Origin of the sequence: Ancylobacter sp., from assembly GCF_965229075.1 — a bacterium.
Classification (GTDB): Bacteria; Pseudomonadota; Alphaproteobacteria; order Rhizobiales; family Xanthobacteraceae; genus Ancylobacter.
Map to the genome: position 1 here is coordinate 1,000,968 of NZ_CBDDIO010000001.1, position 19,648 is coordinate 1,020,615.

A 19,648-nucleotide genomic window follows, 5' to 3' on the forward strand; every position below is an offset into this window, starting at 1 on the left:
GGCCCAAGGAGGCCCCATGCCCGTCAATGAGACCGCTCCCGCGCTGAAGACCGTCGAGCTGAAGACGCCGAGCGGCCCGGTGCGTGCCGGCTGGTTTCCCGGCGCCGGTGCGGAAGCGGTGCGGGAGGCCGTCCGTAGCGCCGCCCGCCTGCCGGCCGGGGCCGCCTTCCATGTGGAGACGGCGGACGGGATCGTGGTCGCGCTGGATGACAGTGTTCCCGACGGCACGCAGCTCACGCTGGTGGTGGGCGACGCCGCAGGGGCGGGGAGGCACGAGGCCATCCCCGGCCCCAAGCCCTATCCCATCGTCGGGAACCTGCCTGAATTGCACCATGCGGATGGCCTTGTGGGCGCCATGGCCGATCTCCATGCCCGGTATGGCGACTTCTTCGCCTTCAAGGCCCCGGGCGGCCGGGCCTATTTCTGTGCCGATGCCGATATCGTCTCGGAGATGACCGCGGCGCCCGACATATTCGCCAAGGTGGTGGAGGGGCGTGGCGGCCTCGGCAATCTCGCGGCAAAGAGCGTGGGTAGCGCGCTGTTCACCGCCAGTGACGATGATCCGCTATGGCATCGCGCGCACCGCATTCTTGCCCCTGCCTTCGGCACCACGGCGCTGAAGAACTACTATGGCCGCATCGTCGAGGTGGCGGACGACCTGCTGGCCCATCTCGACCGGCTAGGGCCGGATGACAGCTTCCTCGTCACCGATCTGATGACGCGGATGACCTTCGAGGCCATCTCCTACGCCGCCTTCAACAAGCGCTACGGTGCCATCGACTCCCCGGCGCTGCCGCCGTTCGTTGAGGCAATGAATCTGGTGCTGGTGGATGCCATGCAGGAGCCCAAGCGCCTGCTGCCGGAAGTCTTGTACCACGAGGTTCGCCGCCAGCGCGCCGCTGCCGACAAGATCATGCTGGACGATGTGAACGCCATCATCCGCGAGCGGCGTGCCCTGATGGAAGCAGGTGCCGCCGTGCCGACGGACCTGCTGCAGGTGATGCTCACGACGCCGGACCGCGTGACGGGGATGAAGCTGCCCGACGACAATATTCGCGGGCAGTTGATCGTTCTGCTGATCGCGGGGCATGAAACCACCAGCGGCATGCTCTCCTACGCCCTCTATTATCTCTGGAAGAACCCGGAGGCGCTCGAAAAGCTGATCGCCGAGGTGGATCAGGTGCTTGGCCGGGACTTCTCCTATGTCCCGACCTATGAGGATTGCGGCCGGTTGGACTACACTCAGCGCGTGCTGAAAGAGGCCCTCCGGCTGTGCCCGCCGGTGCCCATGTTCCCCCGCTACGTGACGCGCGACACGACCGTCGGAAACGGGCGCTACGAGGTGAAGGCGGGTGAGCGCGTGTTCGTGTCGCTGACGACCTTGCACACCAATCCGCGCTTCTGGGGGGCGGATGCGCACTGCTTTCGGCCCGACCGTTTCCTGCCGGGCGAGGAGAGCACGCACCATCGCGATGCCTATCATCCCTTCGGCATGGGAATCCGCTCCTGCATCGGCTTCCAGTTCGCCTTCCTCGAAGCGCGCATGGTGCTCGCCCGTTTCGTTCAGCGCTACACGGCCCGGCCGCGTGACCCGCACTACGTGCTGCACCACAAGCAGGCGTTGACCGTGAAGCCGGACCATCTGGAAATGCTGCTGGAACGGCGGCCCGAGGTGAAAGGCCGGTTCCCGACGAGAGCGGACACGCCGAAGGATCAGCCGGTTCCTGCCGCGACAAGTGCGGCGGGCCGGCCCATGAGCGTGCTCTATGGCTCCAACATGGGCGGCTGCCGCGACATCGCCCTCGCGCTGGCGCGGGATGCCGCCAGCCGGGGCTTTGCCGCGCGCGTGGCGGAGCTGGACGCGCAGGCGGGGGAACCCTGGCTGACAGATGGGCCGGTGGTCGTCGTCACATCCACCTATAATGGCGCGCCGCCGGACAATGCCGCCCGCTTCGCCCGCTGGCTGGAAACGGCCCCGCCGGATGCCTGCGCGGCCGTGCGCTTTGCGGTGCTCGGCTGCGGCAACGCCCAGTGGCGGCAGACCTTCCAGAAATTTCCTCGCGCCATCGCCGACGGTCTCGCGGCGCGCGGCGGCACGCCGCTTCTGGAGCCCGGCGCGGCCGACGCTGACGGCGACTTCGAGGCGGCCGTGGAAAGCTGGACGGCGGGTCTGTGGCATGCGCTCGACGCCAGCTTCGCCGGATCTCCTGGGGAGGAGGAGCCGGCCGCAACGGCGGCGATCAAGGTGGAGGTGGTGAATTTCGCCGGCCCGGCGACGGGGGCCACGCCCCGCCGCCGCACACCCCTCGACCAGAACGCCGTGCCAGGCACGGTGCGCGTTAATCGGGAACTGCAGGCGCCCGGCGCCCGGGGCTCGACCCGCCATCTCGAATTGTCCCTGCCGGGCGGCACCACCTATGCCGCCGGCGATCACCTCGGCGTCTTCCCCTGTAATCCGCCGGCCCTCGTCGCCGCAGCCGTGGCGCGTTGCGGCCTCGCGGCGGAGACGACGGTGCTTCTCACCGCATTAACGCCGGAGGCGGAGCAGGAGAGCGGCTTGCCCTTCGGCGTGCCGATGCGGCTGGGCGAGTTGCTCGCGGACCACGTCGACCTCGCCGGGCCGGTGACGCGGCGCGACCTGCGCGCCTGGGCAAAAGCCGCCCGATGCCCGCCCGACCAGGCGCGGATCGCCCAGTGGCTGGACGATTTTCCCAACCTTGCCGCGCGCAAGCCATGCGTGATGGAACTCCTCGCGCAACTTCCCTCTGTCACGCTCGATCTTGCCACGCTGCTCAGTGTGCGGCCGGCGCTGAAACCCCGCTACTATTCCATCTCGTCCTCGCCCTTGCTGTCGCCGGACACCTGCACCCTCACCGTCGGCGGACACCATTTCGAGGGCGCGGACGGATCGGTGCATGACGGGTTATGCAGCGCCTATCTGGCAAACTGTGCCGAGGGCACGAAGCTGCGCGTGGTCGTGAAGGACATGGGCAGCGCCTTTCGCCTCCCACAGGATCCTTTGGTGCCGCTCGTTCTTGTGGGCCCCGGCACCGGCCTCGCCCCTCTGCGCGGCTTTATCCAGGAACGGCACGCGCTGAAGCAAAGCGGCGCTGAGGTGGGACCGGTCCTGCTGTTCTTCGGTTGCCGGAACGAAGATGACTACCTCTACCGCGAGGAACTGGAGGTGTACCGGGACGAAGGCACGCTGGACCTGCTCGCGGTCGCCTTCTCGCGGCGCGAGGGCGCACCCAAGACCTATGTGCAGGATCTGCTGCGGGCCCATTCCACCACGGTCAAGGAATTGGTCGCGCGCGGGGGCTCCATCCTGATCTGCGGCAATGCCCGCACCATGGCTCCCGCTGTCCGCGCAACCCTGACCGACATCCTCGGCGCCCCAGCCGTCTCCGAGCTGGAAGCCGCGCATCGCTACCTTCAGGACGTTTGGGCGGCGGACTGACGACGATCCCACCTGTCGGATGGGACGCCCGCTTAAGCAAGTGAAGTTAACGCCGCGCGCACTATCGCGAGGCGGGCTGCGTCATGCCGGCGGGAAACAGCGAAGGATCGACGATACTGGCGCGCCGACCAAGGTGAAACTGCGAACACTTATGTTATTGAGGTCGCGTGGGTTTAGGCCAAATCAAGAAAGCGCCCAGCAGAAGGCGATGAATAAATCGGACGTGAATCAAGCAGTAGCCCCCTCACGTTTTGTCCCACCTGCACATGCTGTTACGAAGAGTTACTCAGCCATTGGGGTGAAGCTGCGTGTGCGCAGAGTCACCGCTTCGTCGAGAACCCATGATCGGAAGATTTGTACCCGGCTATCCTCCATCCGAGATTCATGGATGAGCAGGTAATATTCTCCGGCGCTCGCAATCTCGCTGGAATAGGGAATGCAAAGGCCCCGCGCACCTTCCTCCTGCGCCAGGAGGATATCGGGCACCAAGGCGATGCCGCGGCCCTGCCGTGCCGCGTCGAGCGCCATGAAGAAATGCCCGAACTGCAGGTGCGGATCGCTCTCCGCCTCGTAGCGCACGCCATTGGCCCGCAACCAGTCGGGCCAGGCATAACGTCGCGTTGTGGTGTGGATCAGCGGATAGGCGAGGAGATCGGCAGCCTCGCCCACGTCGCCGGTCAACAGCGCCGGCGCGCAGACCGGTACGAGCCGATCCGGGAATAGTTCGTCCGCGTGCACGCCGTCCCAGCGCGTGACCATGGGCAGCTCGATGCGAGGCTGGTTGCGCTCATAGCGGCGGCCCGGCAAGCGACCGACCCGAATGGCGATGTCGGCATCGTGGGCGAGTAGGTCCGCCGCCTCGATCGAGGAAACGATACGCGCCTCGATCTCCGGATGGCGGGCGATCAGCAGGTGCAGCCGGGGCATCAGCCAGACCGTGGCGATGGTCGGCAGCGCGCTGATGGTGATGGCGGGATCGCTGCGCCGGCGCGTCAGGCGCAAGGCGGCGCGCTCCAACTCGTCGAACACCCCTTCGACGACGCGGTAGAACTGCTCGCCCTCAGCGGTGAGCTCGATGCGCCGCGTATGGCGCACGAACAGGTCCTGGCCGAGTTCGACCTCGAGTTCCTTCACCTGCCGGCTGACCGCGCCCTGGGTGAGATGAAGCTCGTCGCCCGCACGGGTGAAGGAGAGATGACGCGCGGCGGCCTCGAACCCCTTCAACGCATTCAAAGGCGGCAGTCGCCTCTTTCTCATCCAGCACCTCCGTCATGCATGAACGTAGATCATGCATGAGTGCCGAACAAATCGTTTGTGACAGCCCCACCCGCCCGGCATCGTAGCGGCATCCGATTTCCACCGGCCAGCCACCAGCGTCGCACGCACCCCGGACCCACGGCGTCCGGGCGAGGATTCCCATGCCCGCATCCGATGAAGTGCTCCTCGCCACCGGCATCGCCAAGACCTATGGCGCAACCTGCGCGTTGCGCGATGCGCGGCTTACCCTGCGGCGCGGGCGCGTGCATGCGCTGCTTGGCGAGAACGGCGCGGGAAAGTCCACACTGGTAAAGATGCTGGTCGGCGCGGTGACGCCTGATGCTGGCCGGCTAGATCTGGACGGCGCACCCGTCGCCTTCGGCTCCGTGACGCAGGCGATCCGCGCCGGCATCGTGCCGATCCACCAGCATCTGAGCCTGTTCCCGGAATTGAGCGTGCACGAGAATCTCTCGGCCTTCGCTCTTGCCGCGGACGGTGGCGGGCTGTGGGCGGGGCGTCGCCTCGTCGATCCTTCCCGCGCCCGCGGATGGCTTGCCGAGGTCGGGCTCGATGTCGATCTTGCCGCGCCGCTCGGCGCATTGTCGCTCGGTGAGCGACAATTGGTCGAAGTGGCCCGCGCGCTCAGCCTCGATTGCCGCGTGCTGGTGCTCGACGAGCCGACCGCCGCCCTCAATGCCGACGAGGCTGACCGGCTGTTCGCCGTGGTGCGCCGGCTTTGCGCCAGCGGCACAGCAGCCCTGTTCATCTCCCACCGCTTCGACGAGATCGAAGCGCTCGCCGACGATGTCACCGTACTACGCGACGGCCGGACTGTGATCGACGCGGCGCCCATCGGTTGCCACAGCCGCGAAGAATTGACCCATGCCATGCTTGGCGCCGGCGTAGAGCCCGGGCCGGAGCGCCATTGTGCCCGCGCCGAGCCGGTATTGGTCGGACGTGGCTTTGCCGGTCATCGCGAGGCACGCAGCGACACCGACGTCACCGTCCATGCCGGCGAGATTGTCGGGCTCGCCGGACTTATCGGCTCCGGCGCGCTCGCGCTGGCCGCGTGGCTGGCCGGCGCACGGGCCGGCGCGGGAGAGCTGTCGGTGGCGGGCCACGCCTTCACGCCCGGTGATCGCCGGAGTGCGGCGGCACTCGGCGTCGCCTATGTTCCCGCCGATCGCCATGTCGAGGGCCTTTTTGCCCCGCTTTCGGCCCGTCGCAACGTCTCGGTCTCGGTGATTCGCCGTCTGGCGCATCTAGGCTGGCTGCGCGGGTCCGACGAGATGGAGCGGATCGACCCGCTGCTGCGCCGGCTGAAGCTGCATCCCCCGTGCCCCGAGGCGGAAGCGGCCACCTTCAGCGGCGGCAACCAGCAGAAACTGCTCATCGCACGATGTCTTGCCCTTCCGGGGCTGAAGACGATGGTCTTGCTGGAGCCGACACGTGGTGTCGATGTCGCCGCGCGCGGCATCATCCATGATGCCATCCGCGAAGCCGCCGCCTCCGGCGTCGCGGTGTTGGTCGCCACCAGCGACCTCGACGAGCTCATGGTGCTCGCCCATCGCTATCTCGTGGTGCGCGACAACAGGCTTGCCGCCGAGTTGCCGCAGGGCGCCCCGCGTGCAGCGCTGCTGTCAGCGCTGTCGGGGAGCATCGCCGCATGATGACGAAGCGTCTATCCGGCTACCCCTCGTATCTGCGCCTGCCCCGCCCGCCAGCGGTGGCCTTGGTCTGCCTCGGCTTGTTCCTGCTGTGCTGCCTGTTCGTGCCGCGCTTCGCCAGCTTCGGCAATCTAGAGAACGTGCTGCGCATCGCCGCCATTCTCTGCATCGTCGCCTGTGGGCAGGCCATCGTCATCATTCTTGGCGGCATCGAGTTCTCGTTCGGTGCCTCGGTGGCACTGGCGAGCGTCGTGACCGTGATGGTGCTGCCCGCGGCAGGGCCGATCGCCGGCTTGGCGGCGGGAGGCACGGCCGTCATCGGCATCGGCGCGGTGAATGGGTGGCTGGTCGGGCGCATGGGGCTGCCGCCGGTCATCGTGACCCTCGGCACGCTGATGATGACTTCCGGCACGGCGGCCTGGCTGGTCGGCGGCCTGCCGCTGGATGCGCCGCCATCCGCCGTCTTCTCCTGGCCGGCGCGGGGACGCGTTTTCGGCATCCCCGTGCCGATCCTCGCCGCCATGCTCGCCTGCGCCGCGCTGCATGTGCTGCTGGCACATGGGCGGCTCGGCCGGCTCTGGTACCATGTCGGCGCCAACCCACTCGCCGCACGCCTCGCGGGGATCGATGTCGCCCGCGTCACGCTTCTCGGCTACGCGACCGCTGGCACCTTCTGTGCCGTCGGAGCGATCATCCTGACGAGCCGTGTCGCTTCGGGGCAACCTGCTCTCGCGCCGAACCTGGCCTTCGAGACCATCGCGGCCTGCGCCATCGGCGGCTTGCCGCTGTCCGGCGGGCGGGGGCATGTGCTGCAGGTCGTGTTCGGCGTGCTCACCGTCGCCATGCTCAACAACGCCGTGGTGCTGATCAACCTGCCGGTCGCCTGGCAGCTGGTGCTGCTCGGCCTCGCGGTGCTGGCGGCGGTCGGCCTGCAGAAGGACTGGGCCGCGCTGAAGCGCCTCGCCGGGAGGGCCGCCCGATGAGGCATTTCAGGGACGGTAGCGCCCGCTTCCTCGTCGCGCCGGCCTCCATCCTGGCGGCGATGGTGCTGTTCGGCCTCGCTACGCCGGGCTTCATGACGCTCGACAATGGGCTCAACATTGCCGGCCAGATCTGGATCCTCGCTTTGCTGGCGGTCGGGCAGATGTTCGCCATTGCCGTGCGCGGCTTCGACATCTCGGTTGGCGCGGTTGCAGCGCTGTCGGGGACGCTGGGAGCGATGGCGGCGAACGCCTTCGGGTTGCCGGCACTGCTTCTCGCCGTGCCGGTCGGCCTCGTTTGCGGAACCGTGAATGGCTGGCTGGTGGGCCGCGCCGGCTTCCAGCCGATTGTCGCCACGCTCGGTACGCTGCTAGCGGTGAAGGGGCTCGCGCTTCTCGTCACCGGTGACGGTCAGGCCGTGCCCCTCCAGGCGGGCGACACGGCCGGGCTGGCCTTCGATGCGGTGCTCGGCCTGCCGCCGCTCGGCTGGGCGGCGCTCGCCTGCATCGTCCTCGCGCATGTCATGCTGCGCCATCTCGTCATCGGCCGGCGTATCTTGATGCTCGGCTCGAACCCGGAAGCCGTGGCGCTGGTCGGCGGGTCGCCCTGGCGCATCGAGATGCGTGCCTACCAACTCTGCGGCGCCTTCGCCGGGCTCGCCGGCGCGCTGATGACGGCCCGCGCCGGCGCCGGTCTGCCGACCGAGGGCGCCGGCATGGAGCTGCAATCCATCGCCGCAGCTGTGATCGGCGGCACCGCGCTGGCCGGCGGCCGCGCCAATGTATGGGCGGTGCTCGCCGGCGCCTCCTTCGTTCAGGTGGTGCTTACCGGACTGAACCTCTCCGGTGTCTCGCCCTTCTTCGCCCAGATCGCCGTCGGCGCCGTGATCATCGCCTCCGGGCTGATGGATACGGGCCTGCGCTTGCTGCTTTCCCGCCTTTCCAGAGCCTTCCAACAAAAAGGGACATTCCAATGAAACTGTTCCGTGCCGCTTCTCTCGCCGCCCTGCTCCTGTCGACCGCCTTCGCGCCGGCCTTTGCCGCCGAACCCGTCATCGGGGTCTCAGTGCCGAATCTCGGCTCGTCCTTCTGGATTTCCGTGCTGTACGGCGTCGACAGCGCCGCCAAAGCCGACAAGGCGAAGCTCGTCACCCTCAGCGCCGGCGGCGACGCCAATTCCAGCCAGCAGATCTCGCAAATCCAGGACCTGATCCAGCGCAAGGTCGACGCCATCATCGTCGGCGCCACCAATGGCGACGCGGTGAAGGCGATCGTCGAGCGGGCGGTCGCCGCCGGCATTCCCGTGGTCGGCATTTCGTCTCCGCCGAACACCGACAAGCTGGCCGCCATGATTAGCGCCGACCATTACGACATGGGCAAGCTCCAGGCAGAGTGTCTGGCCAAGGCGATCGGCGGCAAGGGCGAGGTGGCGATGATGGCCGGCCCGAGCGGCCAAGCGTGGTCGGATCTGCGCGCGCAGGGCTTCAAGGACACCCTGGCCAAGGTGGCACCGAACGTGAAAATCGTCGCGGAATCGCGCCTCGCCGACAACCGCAACGCCGCGCTGACCACCGCCGACGACTGGATCCAGCGCTTCCCGGACCTCTCCGGCGTCTACAGCGCCACCGACGACATGGCAGCCGGCGTTGCCGCCGCGCTCAAGAGTGCCGGGAAGGGCTCGGTGAAGGTGTCGGCCTCCAACCTCTCGCCCACCGCCCAGCAGATGCTGAAGGACGGCGACCTCGCCTGCACCTCGATCCAGCAGATCGTTGCGCAGGGCAAGGCGGCGCTCGATCAGGCGGTCGCGGCCGCGACCAAGGGCAGGGTGGACGCGAAGGTGGTCACGCCCGCCGTGCTTGTCACGCCGGACAATGTCGGCAGCATCGACCTCAGCCTCGTCGTCGCCCCCGCCGACTATCGACCCTGATCGACTGGAGCCCTTTCATGCTGCCGTCCCATGACCGCTTCGCCTATTCGCCCATCACCGCCCGGCCGGACTTCTCCTGGCCGGACGGCAAGCGCCTCGCCGTCTATGTCGCGCTGTGCGTGGAGCACTTCTCCTATGGCTCCGGGCTCGGGCTCGCCTATTCGCCGGGGCTCAGCCATCCGAATTCCTACAATTGGGGCTGGCGCGAATATGGCAACCGCGTCGGCGGCTGGCGGCTGATTGAACTGTTCGAGGAGTATGGTCTTCCGCTGACCGTGCTGCTCAACAGCGCCTGCTACGACCATTGCCCGGAACTGGTCGCCGCCCATCGCCGGCGCGGCGACGAGATCGTCGCTCATGGCCGTACCAATTCCGAACACCAGAACGGCATGGACGAGGCGAGCGAGCGCGCGCTCATCGCCGAGGTCACGGCCCGCATCGGCAACGAGGAGGGCAGGCCTCCCGCCGGCTGGATGAGTCCCGGCGCGCATCCCAGCGCGCGCACCGAGGACCTCCTGGCGCAGGCCGGCTACGACTACACGCTGGACTGGCCGATCGACGACCAGCCGGTGTGGATGAAGACTGCTGGTGGCCCGCTGCTCGCCATGCCCTATCCGCACGAGGTCAACGACGTGCCCATGGTTGTGCTGCATGACGGCACCGCCAATGCCTTCGCCGACATGGCGATCGACAATCTCGAGGAGATGCTGGCGCAGTCCGAACGCCAGCCGCTCGTCTACGGCATCACCATTCACAGCTTCATCGTCGGCCAGCCCTTCCGCCTCCGGCAGTTCCGCCGAGTGATGGACGCGCTTGCCCGCCATCGCGACCGCATCTGGTTCACCACGGCCGGTGCCTGCGCACAGCATTACGCGACGCTGTTCCCCGCACCCGGCGATCTTTCCACGCAAGGCACGCAGTCATGAGTTCTCCCCGCACCGAGCCGGCATCCGCGCCGGTCACGCCCGATCACAGCAGAGGCGTGCTTCGCGTCGCCATAGCCGGCCTCGGCGCCGTCGGCCTGCGCGTGGCTCATGCACTCGACGAGGGCATGCCCGGCTGCGCGCTCGTCGCGGTCTCGGCGCATGACCGCGTCCGCGCCGCCGAGCGGCTAGCGCATCTGCGGCGCGCGGTGCCGGTAGTGCCGGTCGAGGAGTTGGAGGCCCTTGCCGACATCGTCGTCGAATGCGCACCAGCGGCACTGTTGCCCACCATCGCCGAACCCTTCCTCAGGGCGGGCAAGACGGTGATCGTGCTCTCCTCCGGGGCGATCCTGTCGCATCAGAACCTCGTCGAGCTGGCCCGCACCCACGGCGGCCAGATCGTGGTGCCGACTGGCGCCCTGCTGGGGCTGGATGCGGTGACGGCGGCGGCGGAGGGCGACATCCGTTCGGTGCGCATGATCACCCGCAAGCCGGTGAGGGGACTGGTCGGGGCGCCCTATCTGGTCGAGCACGACATCGCCATTGACGACATCACCGAGCCGCTTCGCATCTTCGACGGAACCCCGCGCGAGGCGGCGATCGGCTTTCCCGCCAATCTCAACGTCGCCGTGGCGCTGGCACTGGCCGGCATCGGGCCGGACCGGACCCGGCTGGAGATCTGGGCCGATCCCACGCTCACGCGCAACACCCATACGATCGAGGTCGATGCGGATTCGGCGAGCTTCACCATGTCGATCGCCAACATACCGACCGACAACCCCAAGACCGGGCGCATCACCGCGCTCTCGGTCATTTCCTACCTGCGCAAGCTAACCGCGCCGCTGCGGGTCGGATCGTAGAAAGTCATTCCCATGGATCTGGAACTGAACGGACGCACGGCGCTGGTTCTCGGTGCCGGGGGCGGGCTCGGCCGTGCCATCGCCCGGACACTGGCGGCGGAAGGGGCAAAGGTCGCCCTCGCCGACATCGACGCCGAGGCGCTGATGGCCACCCAGGCCGCCATCGAGGCGTCGGGCGGTGTCGCGCTGCCACTGATATGGAACCTCGCCGACATCGACTCCTGCAACGGCCATGTGGCCGCGATCGAGGCGGCGCTCGGCCCGGTGGACATCCTCGTCAACAACACCGGCGGGCCACCGCCGAGCCCCGCCCATGGTGTCGCGCCGCCAAGCTGGGAGACGCAATTCCGCGCCATGGTGCTTTCGGTGATCCATCTCACCGATCGCGTGCTGCCGAACATGCGGGTGCGCAAATGGGGCCGCATCATCACGTCAACCTCATCCGGCGTGGTGGCGCCCATTCCCAATCTCGGCGTCTCCAATTCGCTGCGCTCCGCCCTTGTCGGCTGGTCGAAGTCGCTGGCACGAGAAGTGGCGCCGGACGGCATCACCGCCAACGTCATTCTTCCCGGCCGCATCGCCACCGCCCGCATCAGGTTCCTGGACGAGCAGAAGGCCGAGCGCGAGGGGCGGACCGTCGAGGCCGTCATAGCCGAGAGCACGGGCTCCATCCCCGTGGGGCGCTACGGCACGCCGGAGGAATATGCCGACGCCGTCGCCTTTCTTGCCAGCGCTCGCGCCGCCTACATCACCGGCTCGGTGATCCGCGTCGACGGCGGCTATCTGCCGAACATCTGACCCAGGGAGACACCCCGATGACCGCCACGGACAACGCACCAACCCTCACCCCGGAACAGAAGGCCGATATCCGCCGGCGCTACCTCGCCGTCGACACCTCGAACGTCGCCGACGTGCTCGATACGCTCGGATTCATGGACCAGAGCCTTGCCGCCGACTTCGCGCCCTATCCCGCGCAGAACAACCGCATCGCCGGATGGGCCTACACGATCCGCGGGCAGAAGACGCCTTACCCGCTCGGCGGCGACGCTGAGAAGATGAAGGCCTGCCACGGCGTCGGCCCCGACGAGATCACCGTTTGGAGTGGCGACGGCGAGGGCGTGTGCTATTTCGGCGAACTGATCGCGCTGGGCATGAAGGAGCGCGGCAGCGTCGGCGCGGTGATCGACGGGGGTATCCGCGACATACGCTGGATCGGTGAGCACGGCTTTCCGGTCTTCGCGCGCTACCGAACGCCGACCCAGTCGATCGGCCGCTGGAAGGTCAATGCCTGGCAGGTGCCGGTGGTCATGCGCGGCGCCACCAGCCGCACCGTCGAAGTTTCGCCGGGCGACTTCTTGCTCGGCGACGAGGACGGGGTGATCGTCATCCCCGCCAGCATGGTCGAGACCGTGCTCGTCGAGGCCGAGCGCCTCACCCGCACCGAGGTCGCCATCCGTGCTGAACTGGCCAGCGGCCTGTCGCTTGCCGATGCGCTGGCGAAGTACGGCCACGTCTGACACACAGGAGACAGCTCCCGGCCGGGATCATCCCTTGCCGGCCGGGAGCTTCCCACGACGCCGGAGCCGAGCATGCCCGAGAGTCTCGACGATCTTGCCGCCGACCTCGCCACGGGTCGAACCGAGCCGGTCCAACTGGTCGAGCGCGCGCTGGAGCGGGCGCGGGCGTCCGACGCCGTGTTCATCACGCTGATAGAAGAAGCCGCGCTCGCGGAAGCCCATGCTGCCCGCCGGCGCTGGACGGAGGGGTCGCCACTCAGTCGCCATGACGGCGTCCCGATCGCGTGGAAGGACCTGTTCGATATCGTCGGCACGCGCACCAGCGCCGGTTCGCGCACCCGCGACGAGGCGCCGCTGGTGACGGTGGATGCGCCCGCGGTCGCGGCGACGCGGCGCCTCGGCTTCATCCCGATCGGCAAGACCAATCTCAGCGAGTTCGCCTTCTCCGGTCTCGGCGCCAACCCGCATTTCGGCACGCCGACGTCGGACCTGCCGGGGAGCGCGCGCATGCCGGGCGGCTCCTCCAGCGGCTCGGCGGTTGTCGTGCAGCGTGGGATCGTCCCGGCGGCAATCGGAACGGACACGGCCGGTTCGGTACGGGTGCCCGCCGCCTTCACCGGCTGCGTCGGCTACAAGGCCTCGCAGGCGCGCTACGACATGGCGGGCGTGTTTCCTCTCGCAAAGAGCCTCGACAGCCTCGGGCCGCTCGGCCGCAGTGTTGCCGATTGCGCCACGATGGATGCGGCGATGCGCGGCCTGGCGCCGCTGCCGCTGCCGGAGCCGGCACTTCATTTCGTGATCGACGATTCCATACTCGATGACCCGGCGGTTACAGCGCCTGTCCGGTTTCACTTCGAGGAGGTTCTGGCGCGACTCTCCCGTCACGCGACGGTGCGCCACCAGCGCGTCGAGGCCTGGCACCGTGCCCGAGAGGCCATTACGAGGCTCGGCTGGCTCGGCGCTTATGAAGCGCGCCAGTTGCACCTCGACACGCTGACCGGTCCGAAGCGCCCCCTTGTCGATGCCCGCGTGCTGAGCCGGCTCGACGGAGCCGCCTGCATCTCGGCCGAGGCGGCGGCGGAACTCGTCTCGATACGTCAAATAGAAATGCAGCGACTGCGCAGCGAGCTCGGTGGCGCGACGCTGATCCTGCCGACCGTCAAGCATATCCCGCCGCTGCTGGCACCGCTGGAGGCGGATCCCGCGCACTTCGCTGAGGTCAATGTCGCGACACTGGCGCTGACGATGATCGCCAGCTTTCTTGATATGCCGAGCGTGGCCTTGCCAACCGGATGGACAGCAGAGGGACTGCCGCTCTCGACCCAGCTTTGCGCGGTCTCGGGACGAGATGACCTGGTGCTGGCACAGGCGAACTGGCTGGAGCATCTTCTACGGGCCTAAAGGCACAGACCGCCTCGTCTCGCTCCACGGCGACAATACCAAGCTTTTATAAACCTGGATGCTGAAACGCATATTTCGGATAGGGACGGTTGTCTCGATCTTGCGCCAAGGCGCTCCATCGCCGCCGTAGGGCGAAGCAATAACCTCAGACTGAAGTTTCAGAATGAAGCCCTGGGGCCGAGCGATCTGCTGGCCAGTCAAGCGACGTATGTCTGTATTCGGCGGCAATATCGTGATGTAGCGGTATATCGACGGTATTTGGCGCGCCGACCAAGGTGAAACCTCGAACAGCTATGTGAAATTGCGTCGAGATAGAAGGCGCCACGGTGTCACTTAGGTTCTGCAGGGAGAGGGGGCACCGGACACTAGGTCGACAAGATAGCTCGCAGATCTCACGTCTTGATCCCTTCGCAGCCGCCACGCTCCGCCAAAGGGGTGCCCGTGAAAGCTCGTGATTTCGGAGCCTCATCGGTCAACAAAGCTGCGACTGCTGACGCCTCCATCCCCGATCTGCTGGATGACATCCGCGAGTTTCTCGGCGAACCGCAGGGTGAGGCCGGAAGGCTGGGCGCTGGTCCTGTGAACGATGACGAGCGTCTGCCAGCTGATCTCCTCGGAGATGATCGGAACGAACGTCAACGTTCCGCCGAGGCGTTCCAGTTCCACATCTGCACGGGTCAGCACGGTGGCGAGACCGCTCAGGCGAGCGAGGCGCTTGAGAAGGTCGATCGAGTTGCTCTCGACGATCGGCTCGATGGCGAGGCGCGAGCGCCGCGTGAGGCGGTCGAAGATGGTCCGCAAGGTGAGGCCCGGTGCCGGCAGGGCGAAGGGGTGGCCGGCGAGATCGCTGGCTCGCACGCTGCTGCGGCTGGCGAGCGGATGATCCGGGCCGACCACGAGGCCGACGCTGCAGCGGGTGGAACTGTAGACCTTGAGGTTCGGTTGCGGCGGCAGGTCGAAACCCAGGCCGAACTGCGCCTCGCCCCCACCCACCGCCAGCGCGATGCTGTCCGCCGGCATCGCCATCAGCGTGATGTGCGTCAGCGGATAGGCCATATGCCAGGCGCTGACGACGGGCGCCAGCACATCTGCGGTCAGCGCTTCCAGCGTCGCGACGTTGATCCGCGTGCGCCGCAGCGTCTTCAGGTCGCTGATGCGGCTGATCGTGCGCGAATGATCCTTCATCGTCGCCCGGATGTGCTCGACCAGCAACTCGCCGGCGGCGGTGAGGCGCACGCCGTTCGACAGGCGCTCGAACACGGCGACGCCGAGTTCCTGTTCGAAGGCAAGGATCTGCCGGTTGATCGCCGAGGAGGCGATGCCGAGCCGCTCGGCCGCCTGCCGCATCGAGCCGGCGCGAGCGACCTCGTCGATGTAGCGCATGAGACGGGAATGCAGCATGGGCGCCTCCGTTACCCGCTGCCAAAAAGGCAGCGCTTGCCTGAGTTAATGATGCTAGCGGGCGGACGCACGCACTCCTAGCCTGTTCGCACCTGCACAATGCACGACGGGCTCAAAGGAGACTGGGATGATCAAAAGGAGCTGCTGGCGGCTGGCCAGCGTCACCGCGCTTGCCCTGACCGCCCTGTGCGCGGGCTGGTCGGTGAAGGCGGATACGCTAGCGACCATTCTGGCGCAGAAGAAGGTGACCGTCGGCACCGAAGCCGCCTTTCCGCCCTTCGAATTCATCGAGGACGGCAAGATCGTCGGCTACGGCAAGGACATCCTCGATGTGGTGATCGCCGATCTCGGCGTCGAACTGATCCAACTCGACGTGCCTTTCCAGGGCATTCTGCCGGGCCTCGACGCCAAGAAGTTCGACTTCGTGGCGACCTCCGTCGGCATTACCCCGGAGCGCGCGGCCAAATACGCCTTCACCATGCCGATCGCGGTGAGCAGCGAAGTCATCCTCAAGCGGGCTGACAGCCCGATCTCAAGCGTCAAGGATCTTGAAGGCAAGGTGGTGGGCACCCAGCTCGGCACCACCACCGAGCAGGAGGCCCGCAAGGCCGATGCCGCGCTCAAGGCCGCGGGCGGCAAGGGCTTCAAGGAACTGAAGCTCTACCCCTCCTTCCCGGAAGTCTATGTCGCGCTCGCCAGCGGCGAACTGGACGCCGTGGTGCAGAGCGGGCCGAACGTCGCCACGCTCATCAAGGAAAAGCCGGGCGTCTTTGCCGTCGGCGAGACGATCAGCCAGACGCCGCGCTACATCGCCTGGGTCACGCGCCCGGCCGATCCAGACCTGCGGGCGCGGATTTCCGCTGTCATCAAGAAACTGCGCGACAGCGGCAAGCTGGCGGAACTCCAGAAGAAATGGTTCGGCTTCACAATGGAAATTCCCGATGCCGGCTACCTCCCGCCCGGCGCGCTGTGACCGCGCGGTAACGGCAAGGGCCGGGTAAGAGGGACGAGTGATGGCGTTTGACGGGTCCGCCTATGTCGACGCGCTGCCAAGGCTGCTCGCCGTCAGCTGGATCAGTCTCGCCATCGCCGGCGCCGCCATGGTGGCGGCACTCATTGGCGCGGTCGGGTTGCTACTGCTGCGCGTGCTGAAATGGCGCCCGCTCAGCCTGGTGCTGGCCGCGCTGCGCAGCATCGTCTTCGGCGTACCCGTGCTGGTGCTGATCCTTTTCGCCTATTACGTGCTTCCGGCGGCCGGGCTGAACCTGTCGCCGGCCGTTGCCGGGACGCTGGCTCTGGCGCTGTGCAGCGCCTTCTTCATGAACGAGATCTTCGCGGGCGCGCTGAGCGCCATTCCTCCCGGGCAGATCGAGGCGAGTGCCGCGCTTGGGCTGCGGCCGGTCTGCGTGTGGACGCGGGTGCTGCTGCCGCAAATCCTGCGGCTCAGTATCGGCCCCCTGGTGAACGAGTTCACCATCCTGCTGAAGGCGACGGCGCTGCTCTCGGTGATCACCGTTACCGATATGATGCGTACCGCCCAGCAGATCTATGCGGTGAACTATCACCCCTTCGAGACCCTGCTTGCCGCAGCCACCATCTATGTCGCCCTTAACATGCTGGCCAGTCGGATCGGCGGCGTGCTCCAGTCCCTGATGCGCGCGGGGAGTCGTTAAGACCATGGCCACGTTCGATCTCGCGCTCCGTTACTGGCCGATGCTGGCAGATGGCCTGCTGCTCACCGTGGGAGTGTCGCTCGCCGGCATCGCGCTCGCACTTGTAGCCGCGATTCCATTGGCGGCGTGCAAGCATTCCCGCCAGACGCTGCGGCGATTGCCCGCCTCTGGGCTTATCGAGGTGCTGCGCAACGCGCCCTTCATCATGGTGCTGTTTCTCGTCCATTTCGGGCTACCGAGGCTGGGTGTGCGCCCAACTGCGTGGGAAAGCGGCATCATTGCGCTCGCGCTTTACGGCTCGGCCTATTTCGCCGAAGTTCTGCTCGCCGCCTACCGCGCGGTGCCGATGGGGCAGACCGAAGCCGCCCGAAGCCTCGGACTATCGCGATGCGTCACTCTGCGCCGTGTCATCGCCCCGCAGATGGTCAGTGTGGGTCTCCCGCCCGCGCGGGTCATCGCGATCATGCTGCTCAAGGATTCCGCGATCCTGTCCGTCATCGCCGTCCCGGAGCTGACGCATGCGACCCTGCGGATCCAGGCTGAGACCTTCGATACGCTCGGCACCTTCATCATCACCGCGGCGCTGTACTGGCTGCTGGCGGCCGCGCTTGGCGGCCTGCTGGACCAATTCGACCGGGGCGCGAGCGAGCGCCGCCGGAACACGCTTCGCGGCAGCCCCGTGGCGCGCCGCTATCTGGCGCTCGATGGCTTTCGCCATTGAAGCCCGCAGGTCCGCCATCCAACAAGAAAGGAACAAACGCCATGGACCCGTCGCTCGATGCGCCCGGCCGTCTCTCGGAGCTAAGCGGCCTTCCCGGCGAACCGGGGGCGCGCCGTTGGGAGCGCGTTTTGGAGCCGAAGGGTCGGATCGCGTTCGAACTCGATCGGGGCGAGACGCTGCGCATCGTCGACCTCGATGGGCAGCAGGTGGCGGATTTCATCTGCTTCAACCGACACAACCTCGTCGAGAAGATCTCCCACAGCACCACCGTCATGGTGAAGGGTAATATTCATCTCACGACCGGCGACTACATCCGCTCCGTCGATGCCTATCCCATGCTGAAGATCACCCAGGACACGGTGGGGCGGCACGACATCCTCGCCGGCTCCTGTTGCCCCGGGCTCAACCGTTTGCGTTATGGTGACAAGGCGGCGCATCAGCCCAACTGTCGCGAGAACCTCGCCGCCGTCATGGAGCCCTATGGCGTTCGGCTGAGCGAAATTCCTTACACCTTCAACATCTTCATGAATGTCCCTGTAAGCCCCGCCGGCGACATCGAGGTGATCGCGCCGATCTCGAAACCCGGCGACTTCATCGATCTGCGGGCCGAGATGGATCTGGTCGTGGCGATCTCCAACTGCCCGCAGGAGCGCAATATCTGCAACGGGTTCAAGGCGACCCGGCTCGGTCTCGTCGTCTACGACACCGAGGCCGCGTGATGAGCAACCCGGTGCTGGACGATCTGTTTCGCGGCCTCGTCTTCTACGGAACCGGCGGCGGAGGGCGCGCCGAACCCGGCCTTGCGCTGCTGCGCGCCCATTTCGGCCCGGGCTGGACACCGCGCTTCACCGCGCCCACGGATCTACCGGCGGACGCCTATGCCTGCGCGACCATCGTGATCGGCGGACGCGACCCCGCCGATGACATGCCGCTCGCCCTGCGTGCCGCGCTGGGCGGGCCCGAAGCCGACCTGTCCATGCCGCTGCGTTTCGCCCGTGCCATTCAGGCGCTGGAACGGGCGACGGGCACGCAGATCGCGGCCCTCGCGGTCGTGGAACTGGGCAGCCTCGGCATGGCCGCGACCCTCGTCGCGGCGGATATTCTCGGCAAAGCGGTGCTCGAATGCGACGGAACCGGCCGCTCCATTCCCGAACTCGGTCTTGCCAAGCTCGATCTCTCCGGCCTCGCGCCGGCGCCGGCGGCACTGGTCGACCGCTTCGGCAACGAGACCGTGCTCTTGAAGACTCAGGGCGCGGCCATAACCGACCGGCTGGCCCGGCAGATCAATGCTGCCGTCTATGGCCGAGGCCTCGCCTGCGCTGCCTATCTCGCGCCCATCGGCTCATTCGCCGCCGGGCTCGTGCCAGGTAGCGTCGCCGTGGCGCAAGAGGTGGGGGCGATCCTCGGCGGCATCGATCCGGTCGATGAACGGCTCGCGGCGCTGTTCACGCGTACGGGCGGACGCCAGCTGTTCACCGGCCGCACCACGGAGGTGCGCTGGCGCAGCGCCGAGCCTTACCGCTTCCGCGATCTCGACTATTACTTTGCGGGCACGGAAACGCAGGCGGGCGAGACGTTCCGCATCTGGGTAAAGAACGAGCACCACCTAGTCTGGCAGGGCGACCGGATCATCGCCAACAGCCCCGACCCAATTGCCGTGCTGGATGCGCGCACTCTTGAACCGCTAACGACCCTGGGGGATGTCGAGCCGGGCCGGGAGGTGGTGGCTGTCGCTGTGCCTGCGCTTGATCCGATCTGGCGGACGCCGGCGGGCCTTGAACTGTTGGGCCCCGCCCGTCTCGGTTTCGACGCGGGTTAGCGCCGGATGCCTGCTGATTGAATTGGACGGCTGCACATCGCCGTC

Annotated in this window: 17 protein-coding genes; 15 read left to right on the forward strand and 2 right to left on the reverse strand. The window is 67.2% G+C overall.

Annotation, left to right across the window (positions count from 1 at the left end):
* The first annotated feature begins 16 nt into the window (after positions 1–16).
* On the forward strand, positions 17–3,457 hold the full coding sequence (locus tag ACO07Z_RS04955) for a cytochrome P450 (RefSeq protein WP_421697657.1): 3,441 nt from the start codon (positions 17–19) through the stop codon (positions 3,455–3,457).
* 282 nt (positions 3,458–3,739) lie between these two features.
* Here ACO07Z_RS04955 and ACO07Z_RS04960 read toward each other — a convergent pair whose 3' ends face one another.
* The gene (locus tag ACO07Z_RS04960) at positions 3,740–4,714 is read right to left on the reverse strand and encodes a LysR substrate-binding domain-containing protein (RefSeq protein ID WP_421697658.1); all 975 of its coding nucleotides are present in this window, start codon (positions 4,712–4,714) and stop codon (positions 3,740–3,742) included.
* Between the two features lie 161 nt (positions 4,715–4,875).
* On the opposite strand from ACO07Z_RS04960, the gene ACO07Z_RS04965 reads away from it, so the two are divergent.
* From ACO07Z_RS04965 to ACO07Z_RS05005, 9 genes are all read left to right on the forward strand, one after another.
* Complete coding sequence (locus tag ACO07Z_RS04965; RefSeq protein WP_421697659.1) at positions 4,876–6,384, forward strand: sugar ABC transporter ATP-binding protein; 1,509 nt, start codon at positions 4,876–4,878, stop codon at positions 6,382–6,384.
* Positions 6,381–7,364, forward strand: a complete 984-nt coding sequence (locus tag ACO07Z_RS04970; protein ID WP_421697660.1) for an ABC transporter permease — start codon at positions 6,381–6,383, stop codon at positions 7,362–7,364. The genes ACO07Z_RS04965 and ACO07Z_RS04970 overlap by 4 nt, the downstream gene beginning before the upstream one ends.
* Positions 7,361–8,338, forward strand: a complete 978-nt coding sequence (locus ACO07Z_RS04975) for an ABC transporter permease (RefSeq protein ID WP_421697661.1) — start codon at positions 7,361–7,363, stop codon at positions 8,336–8,338. The genes ACO07Z_RS04970 and ACO07Z_RS04975 overlap by 4 nt, the downstream gene beginning before the upstream one ends.
* Complete coding sequence (locus ACO07Z_RS04980; protein ID WP_421697662.1) at positions 8,335–9,288, forward strand: substrate-binding domain-containing protein; 954 nt, start codon at positions 8,335–8,337, stop codon at positions 9,286–9,288. The genes ACO07Z_RS04975 and ACO07Z_RS04980 overlap by 4 nt, the downstream gene beginning before the upstream one ends.
* Positions 9,289–9,305: 17 nt before the next feature.
* Entirely contained in the window at positions 9,306–10,214 is a 909-nt protein-coding gene (locus tag ACO07Z_RS04985) for a polysaccharide deacetylase family protein (RefSeq protein WP_421697663.1), read from the forward strand.
* Positions 10,211–11,071 carry an aspartate dehydrogenase gene (locus tag ACO07Z_RS04990; protein WP_421697664.1) on the forward strand — a complete coding sequence of 287 codons (861 nt, stop codon included), beginning with the start codon at positions 10,211–10,213 and terminating at the stop codon, positions 11,069–11,071. The genes ACO07Z_RS04985 and ACO07Z_RS04990 overlap by 4 nt, the downstream gene beginning before the upstream one ends.
* A 12-nt stretch (positions 11,072–11,083) precedes the next feature.
* Positions 11,084–11,869 carry an SDR family oxidoreductase gene (locus ACO07Z_RS04995; protein ID WP_421697665.1) on the forward strand — a complete coding sequence of 262 codons (786 nt, stop codon included), beginning with the start codon at positions 11,084–11,086 and terminating at the stop codon, positions 11,867–11,869.
* 17 nt (positions 11,870–11,886) lie between these two features.
* Positions 11,887–12,588: an RraA family protein gene (locus ACO07Z_RS05000; RefSeq protein WP_421697666.1), complete on the forward strand. Its 702-nt coding sequence runs from the start codon at positions 11,887–11,889 to the stop codon at positions 12,586–12,588.
* Positions 12,589–12,660: 72 nt separating this feature from the next.
* The gene (locus ACO07Z_RS05005) at positions 12,661–13,989 is read left to right on the forward strand and encodes an amidase family protein (protein ID WP_421697667.1); all 1,329 of its coding nucleotides are present in this window, start codon (positions 12,661–12,663) and stop codon (positions 13,987–13,989) included.
* Between the two features lie 465 nt (positions 13,990–14,454).
* On the opposite strand, the gene ACO07Z_RS05010 is transcribed toward ACO07Z_RS05005, so the two are convergent.
* On the reverse strand, positions 14,455–15,390 hold the full coding sequence (locus ACO07Z_RS05010) for a LysR family transcriptional regulator (protein ID WP_421697668.1): 936 nt from the start codon (positions 15,388–15,390) through the stop codon (positions 14,455–14,457).
* A gap of 127 nt (positions 15,391–15,517) precedes the next feature.
* Between ACO07Z_RS05010 and ACO07Z_RS05015 the strand changes: the two genes are divergently transcribed.
* From ACO07Z_RS05015 to ACO07Z_RS05035, 5 genes are read left to right on the forward strand one after another with little or no spacing between them, the layout of a single operon-like run.
* Positions 15,518–16,363, forward strand: coding sequence for a transporter substrate-binding domain-containing protein (locus tag ACO07Z_RS05015; protein ID WP_421697669.1), 846 nt, complete (start codon positions 15,518–15,520; stop codon positions 16,361–16,363).
* A gap of 40 nt (positions 16,364–16,403) precedes the next feature.
* Positions 16,404–17,063 carry an amino acid ABC transporter permease gene (locus tag ACO07Z_RS05020; protein ID WP_421697670.1) on the forward strand — a complete coding sequence of 220 codons (660 nt, stop codon included), beginning with the start codon at positions 16,404–16,406 and terminating at the stop codon, positions 17,061–17,063.
* Between the two features lie 4 nt (positions 17,064–17,067).
* Positions 17,068–17,784 (forward strand): amino acid ABC transporter permease, encoded by a 717-nt coding sequence (locus ACO07Z_RS05025; RefSeq protein ID WP_421697671.1) that lies wholly within the window; start codon positions 17,068–17,070, stop codon positions 17,782–17,784.
* Positions 17,785–17,825: 41 nt separating this feature from the next.
* Entirely contained in the window at positions 17,826–18,503 is a 678-nt protein-coding gene (locus ACO07Z_RS05030) for a DUF1989 domain-containing protein (RefSeq protein ID WP_421697672.1), read from the forward strand.
* Positions 18,503–19,603: a DUF917 domain-containing protein gene (locus ACO07Z_RS05035; protein WP_421697673.1), complete on the forward strand. Its 1,101-nt coding sequence runs from the start codon at positions 18,503–18,505 to the stop codon at positions 19,601–19,603. Before ACO07Z_RS05030 ends, ACO07Z_RS05035 begins: the two co-directional genes overlap by 1 nt.
* Positions 19,604–19,648 lie beyond the last annotated feature (45 nt).

Excerpts from the sequence above, each read along its gene's own strand:
- ACO07Z_RS04955 (WP_421697657.1), top strand. The coding sequence starts at position 17 with ATGCCCGTCAATGAGACCGCTCCCGCGCTGAAGACCGTCGAGCTGAAG.
- ACO07Z_RS04960 (WP_421697658.1), bottom strand. The coding sequence starts at position 4,714 with ATGAGAAAGAGGCGACTGCCGCCTTTGAATGCGTTGAAGGGGTTCGAG.
- ACO07Z_RS04965 (WP_421697659.1), top strand. The coding sequence starts at position 4,876 with ATGCCCGCATCCGATGAAGTGCTCCTCGCCACCGGCATCGCCAAGACC.
- ACO07Z_RS04970 (WP_421697660.1), top strand. The coding sequence starts at position 6,381 with ATGATGACGAAGCGTCTATCCGGCTACCCCTCGTATCTGCGCCTGCCC.
- ACO07Z_RS04975 (WP_421697661.1), top strand. The coding sequence starts at position 7,361 with ATGAGGCATTTCAGGGACGGTAGCGCCCGCTTCCTCGTCGCGCCGGCC.
- ACO07Z_RS04980 (WP_421697662.1), top strand. The coding sequence starts at position 8,335 with ATGAAACTGTTCCGTGCCGCTTCTCTCGCCGCCCTGCTCCTGTCGACC.
- ACO07Z_RS04985 (WP_421697663.1), top strand. The coding sequence starts at position 9,306 with ATGCTGCCGTCCCATGACCGCTTCGCCTATTCGCCCATCACCGCCCGG.
- ACO07Z_RS04990 (WP_421697664.1), top strand. The coding sequence starts at position 10,211 with ATGAGTTCTCCCCGCACCGAGCCGGCATCCGCGCCGGTCACGCCCGAT.
- ACO07Z_RS04995 (WP_421697665.1), top strand. The coding sequence starts at position 11,084 with ATGGATCTGGAACTGAACGGACGCACGGCGCTGGTTCTCGGTGCCGGG.
- ACO07Z_RS05000 (WP_421697666.1), top strand. The coding sequence starts at position 11,887 with ATGACCGCCACGGACAACGCACCAACCCTCACCCCGGAACAGAAGGCC.
- ACO07Z_RS05005 (WP_421697667.1), top strand. The coding sequence starts at position 12,661 with ATGCCCGAGAGTCTCGACGATCTTGCCGCCGACCTCGCCACGGGTCGA.
- ACO07Z_RS05010 (WP_421697668.1), bottom strand. The coding sequence starts at position 15,390 with ATGCTGCATTCCCGTCTCATGCGCTACATCGACGAGGTCGCTCGCGCC.
- ACO07Z_RS05015 (WP_421697669.1), top strand. The coding sequence starts at position 15,518 with ATGATCAAAAGGAGCTGCTGGCGGCTGGCCAGCGTCACCGCGCTTGCC.
- ACO07Z_RS05020 (WP_421697670.1), top strand. The coding sequence starts at position 16,404 with ATGGCGTTTGACGGGTCCGCCTATGTCGACGCGCTGCCAAGGCTGCTC.
- ACO07Z_RS05025 (WP_421697671.1), top strand. The coding sequence starts at position 17,068 with ATGGCCACGTTCGATCTCGCGCTCCGTTACTGGCCGATGCTGGCAGAT.
- ACO07Z_RS05030 (WP_421697672.1), top strand. The coding sequence starts at position 17,826 with ATGGACCCGTCGCTCGATGCGCCCGGCCGTCTCTCGGAGCTAAGCGGC.
- ACO07Z_RS05035 (WP_421697673.1), top strand. The coding sequence starts at position 18,503 with ATGAGCAACCCGGTGCTGGACGATCTGTTTCGCGGCCTCGTCTTCTAC.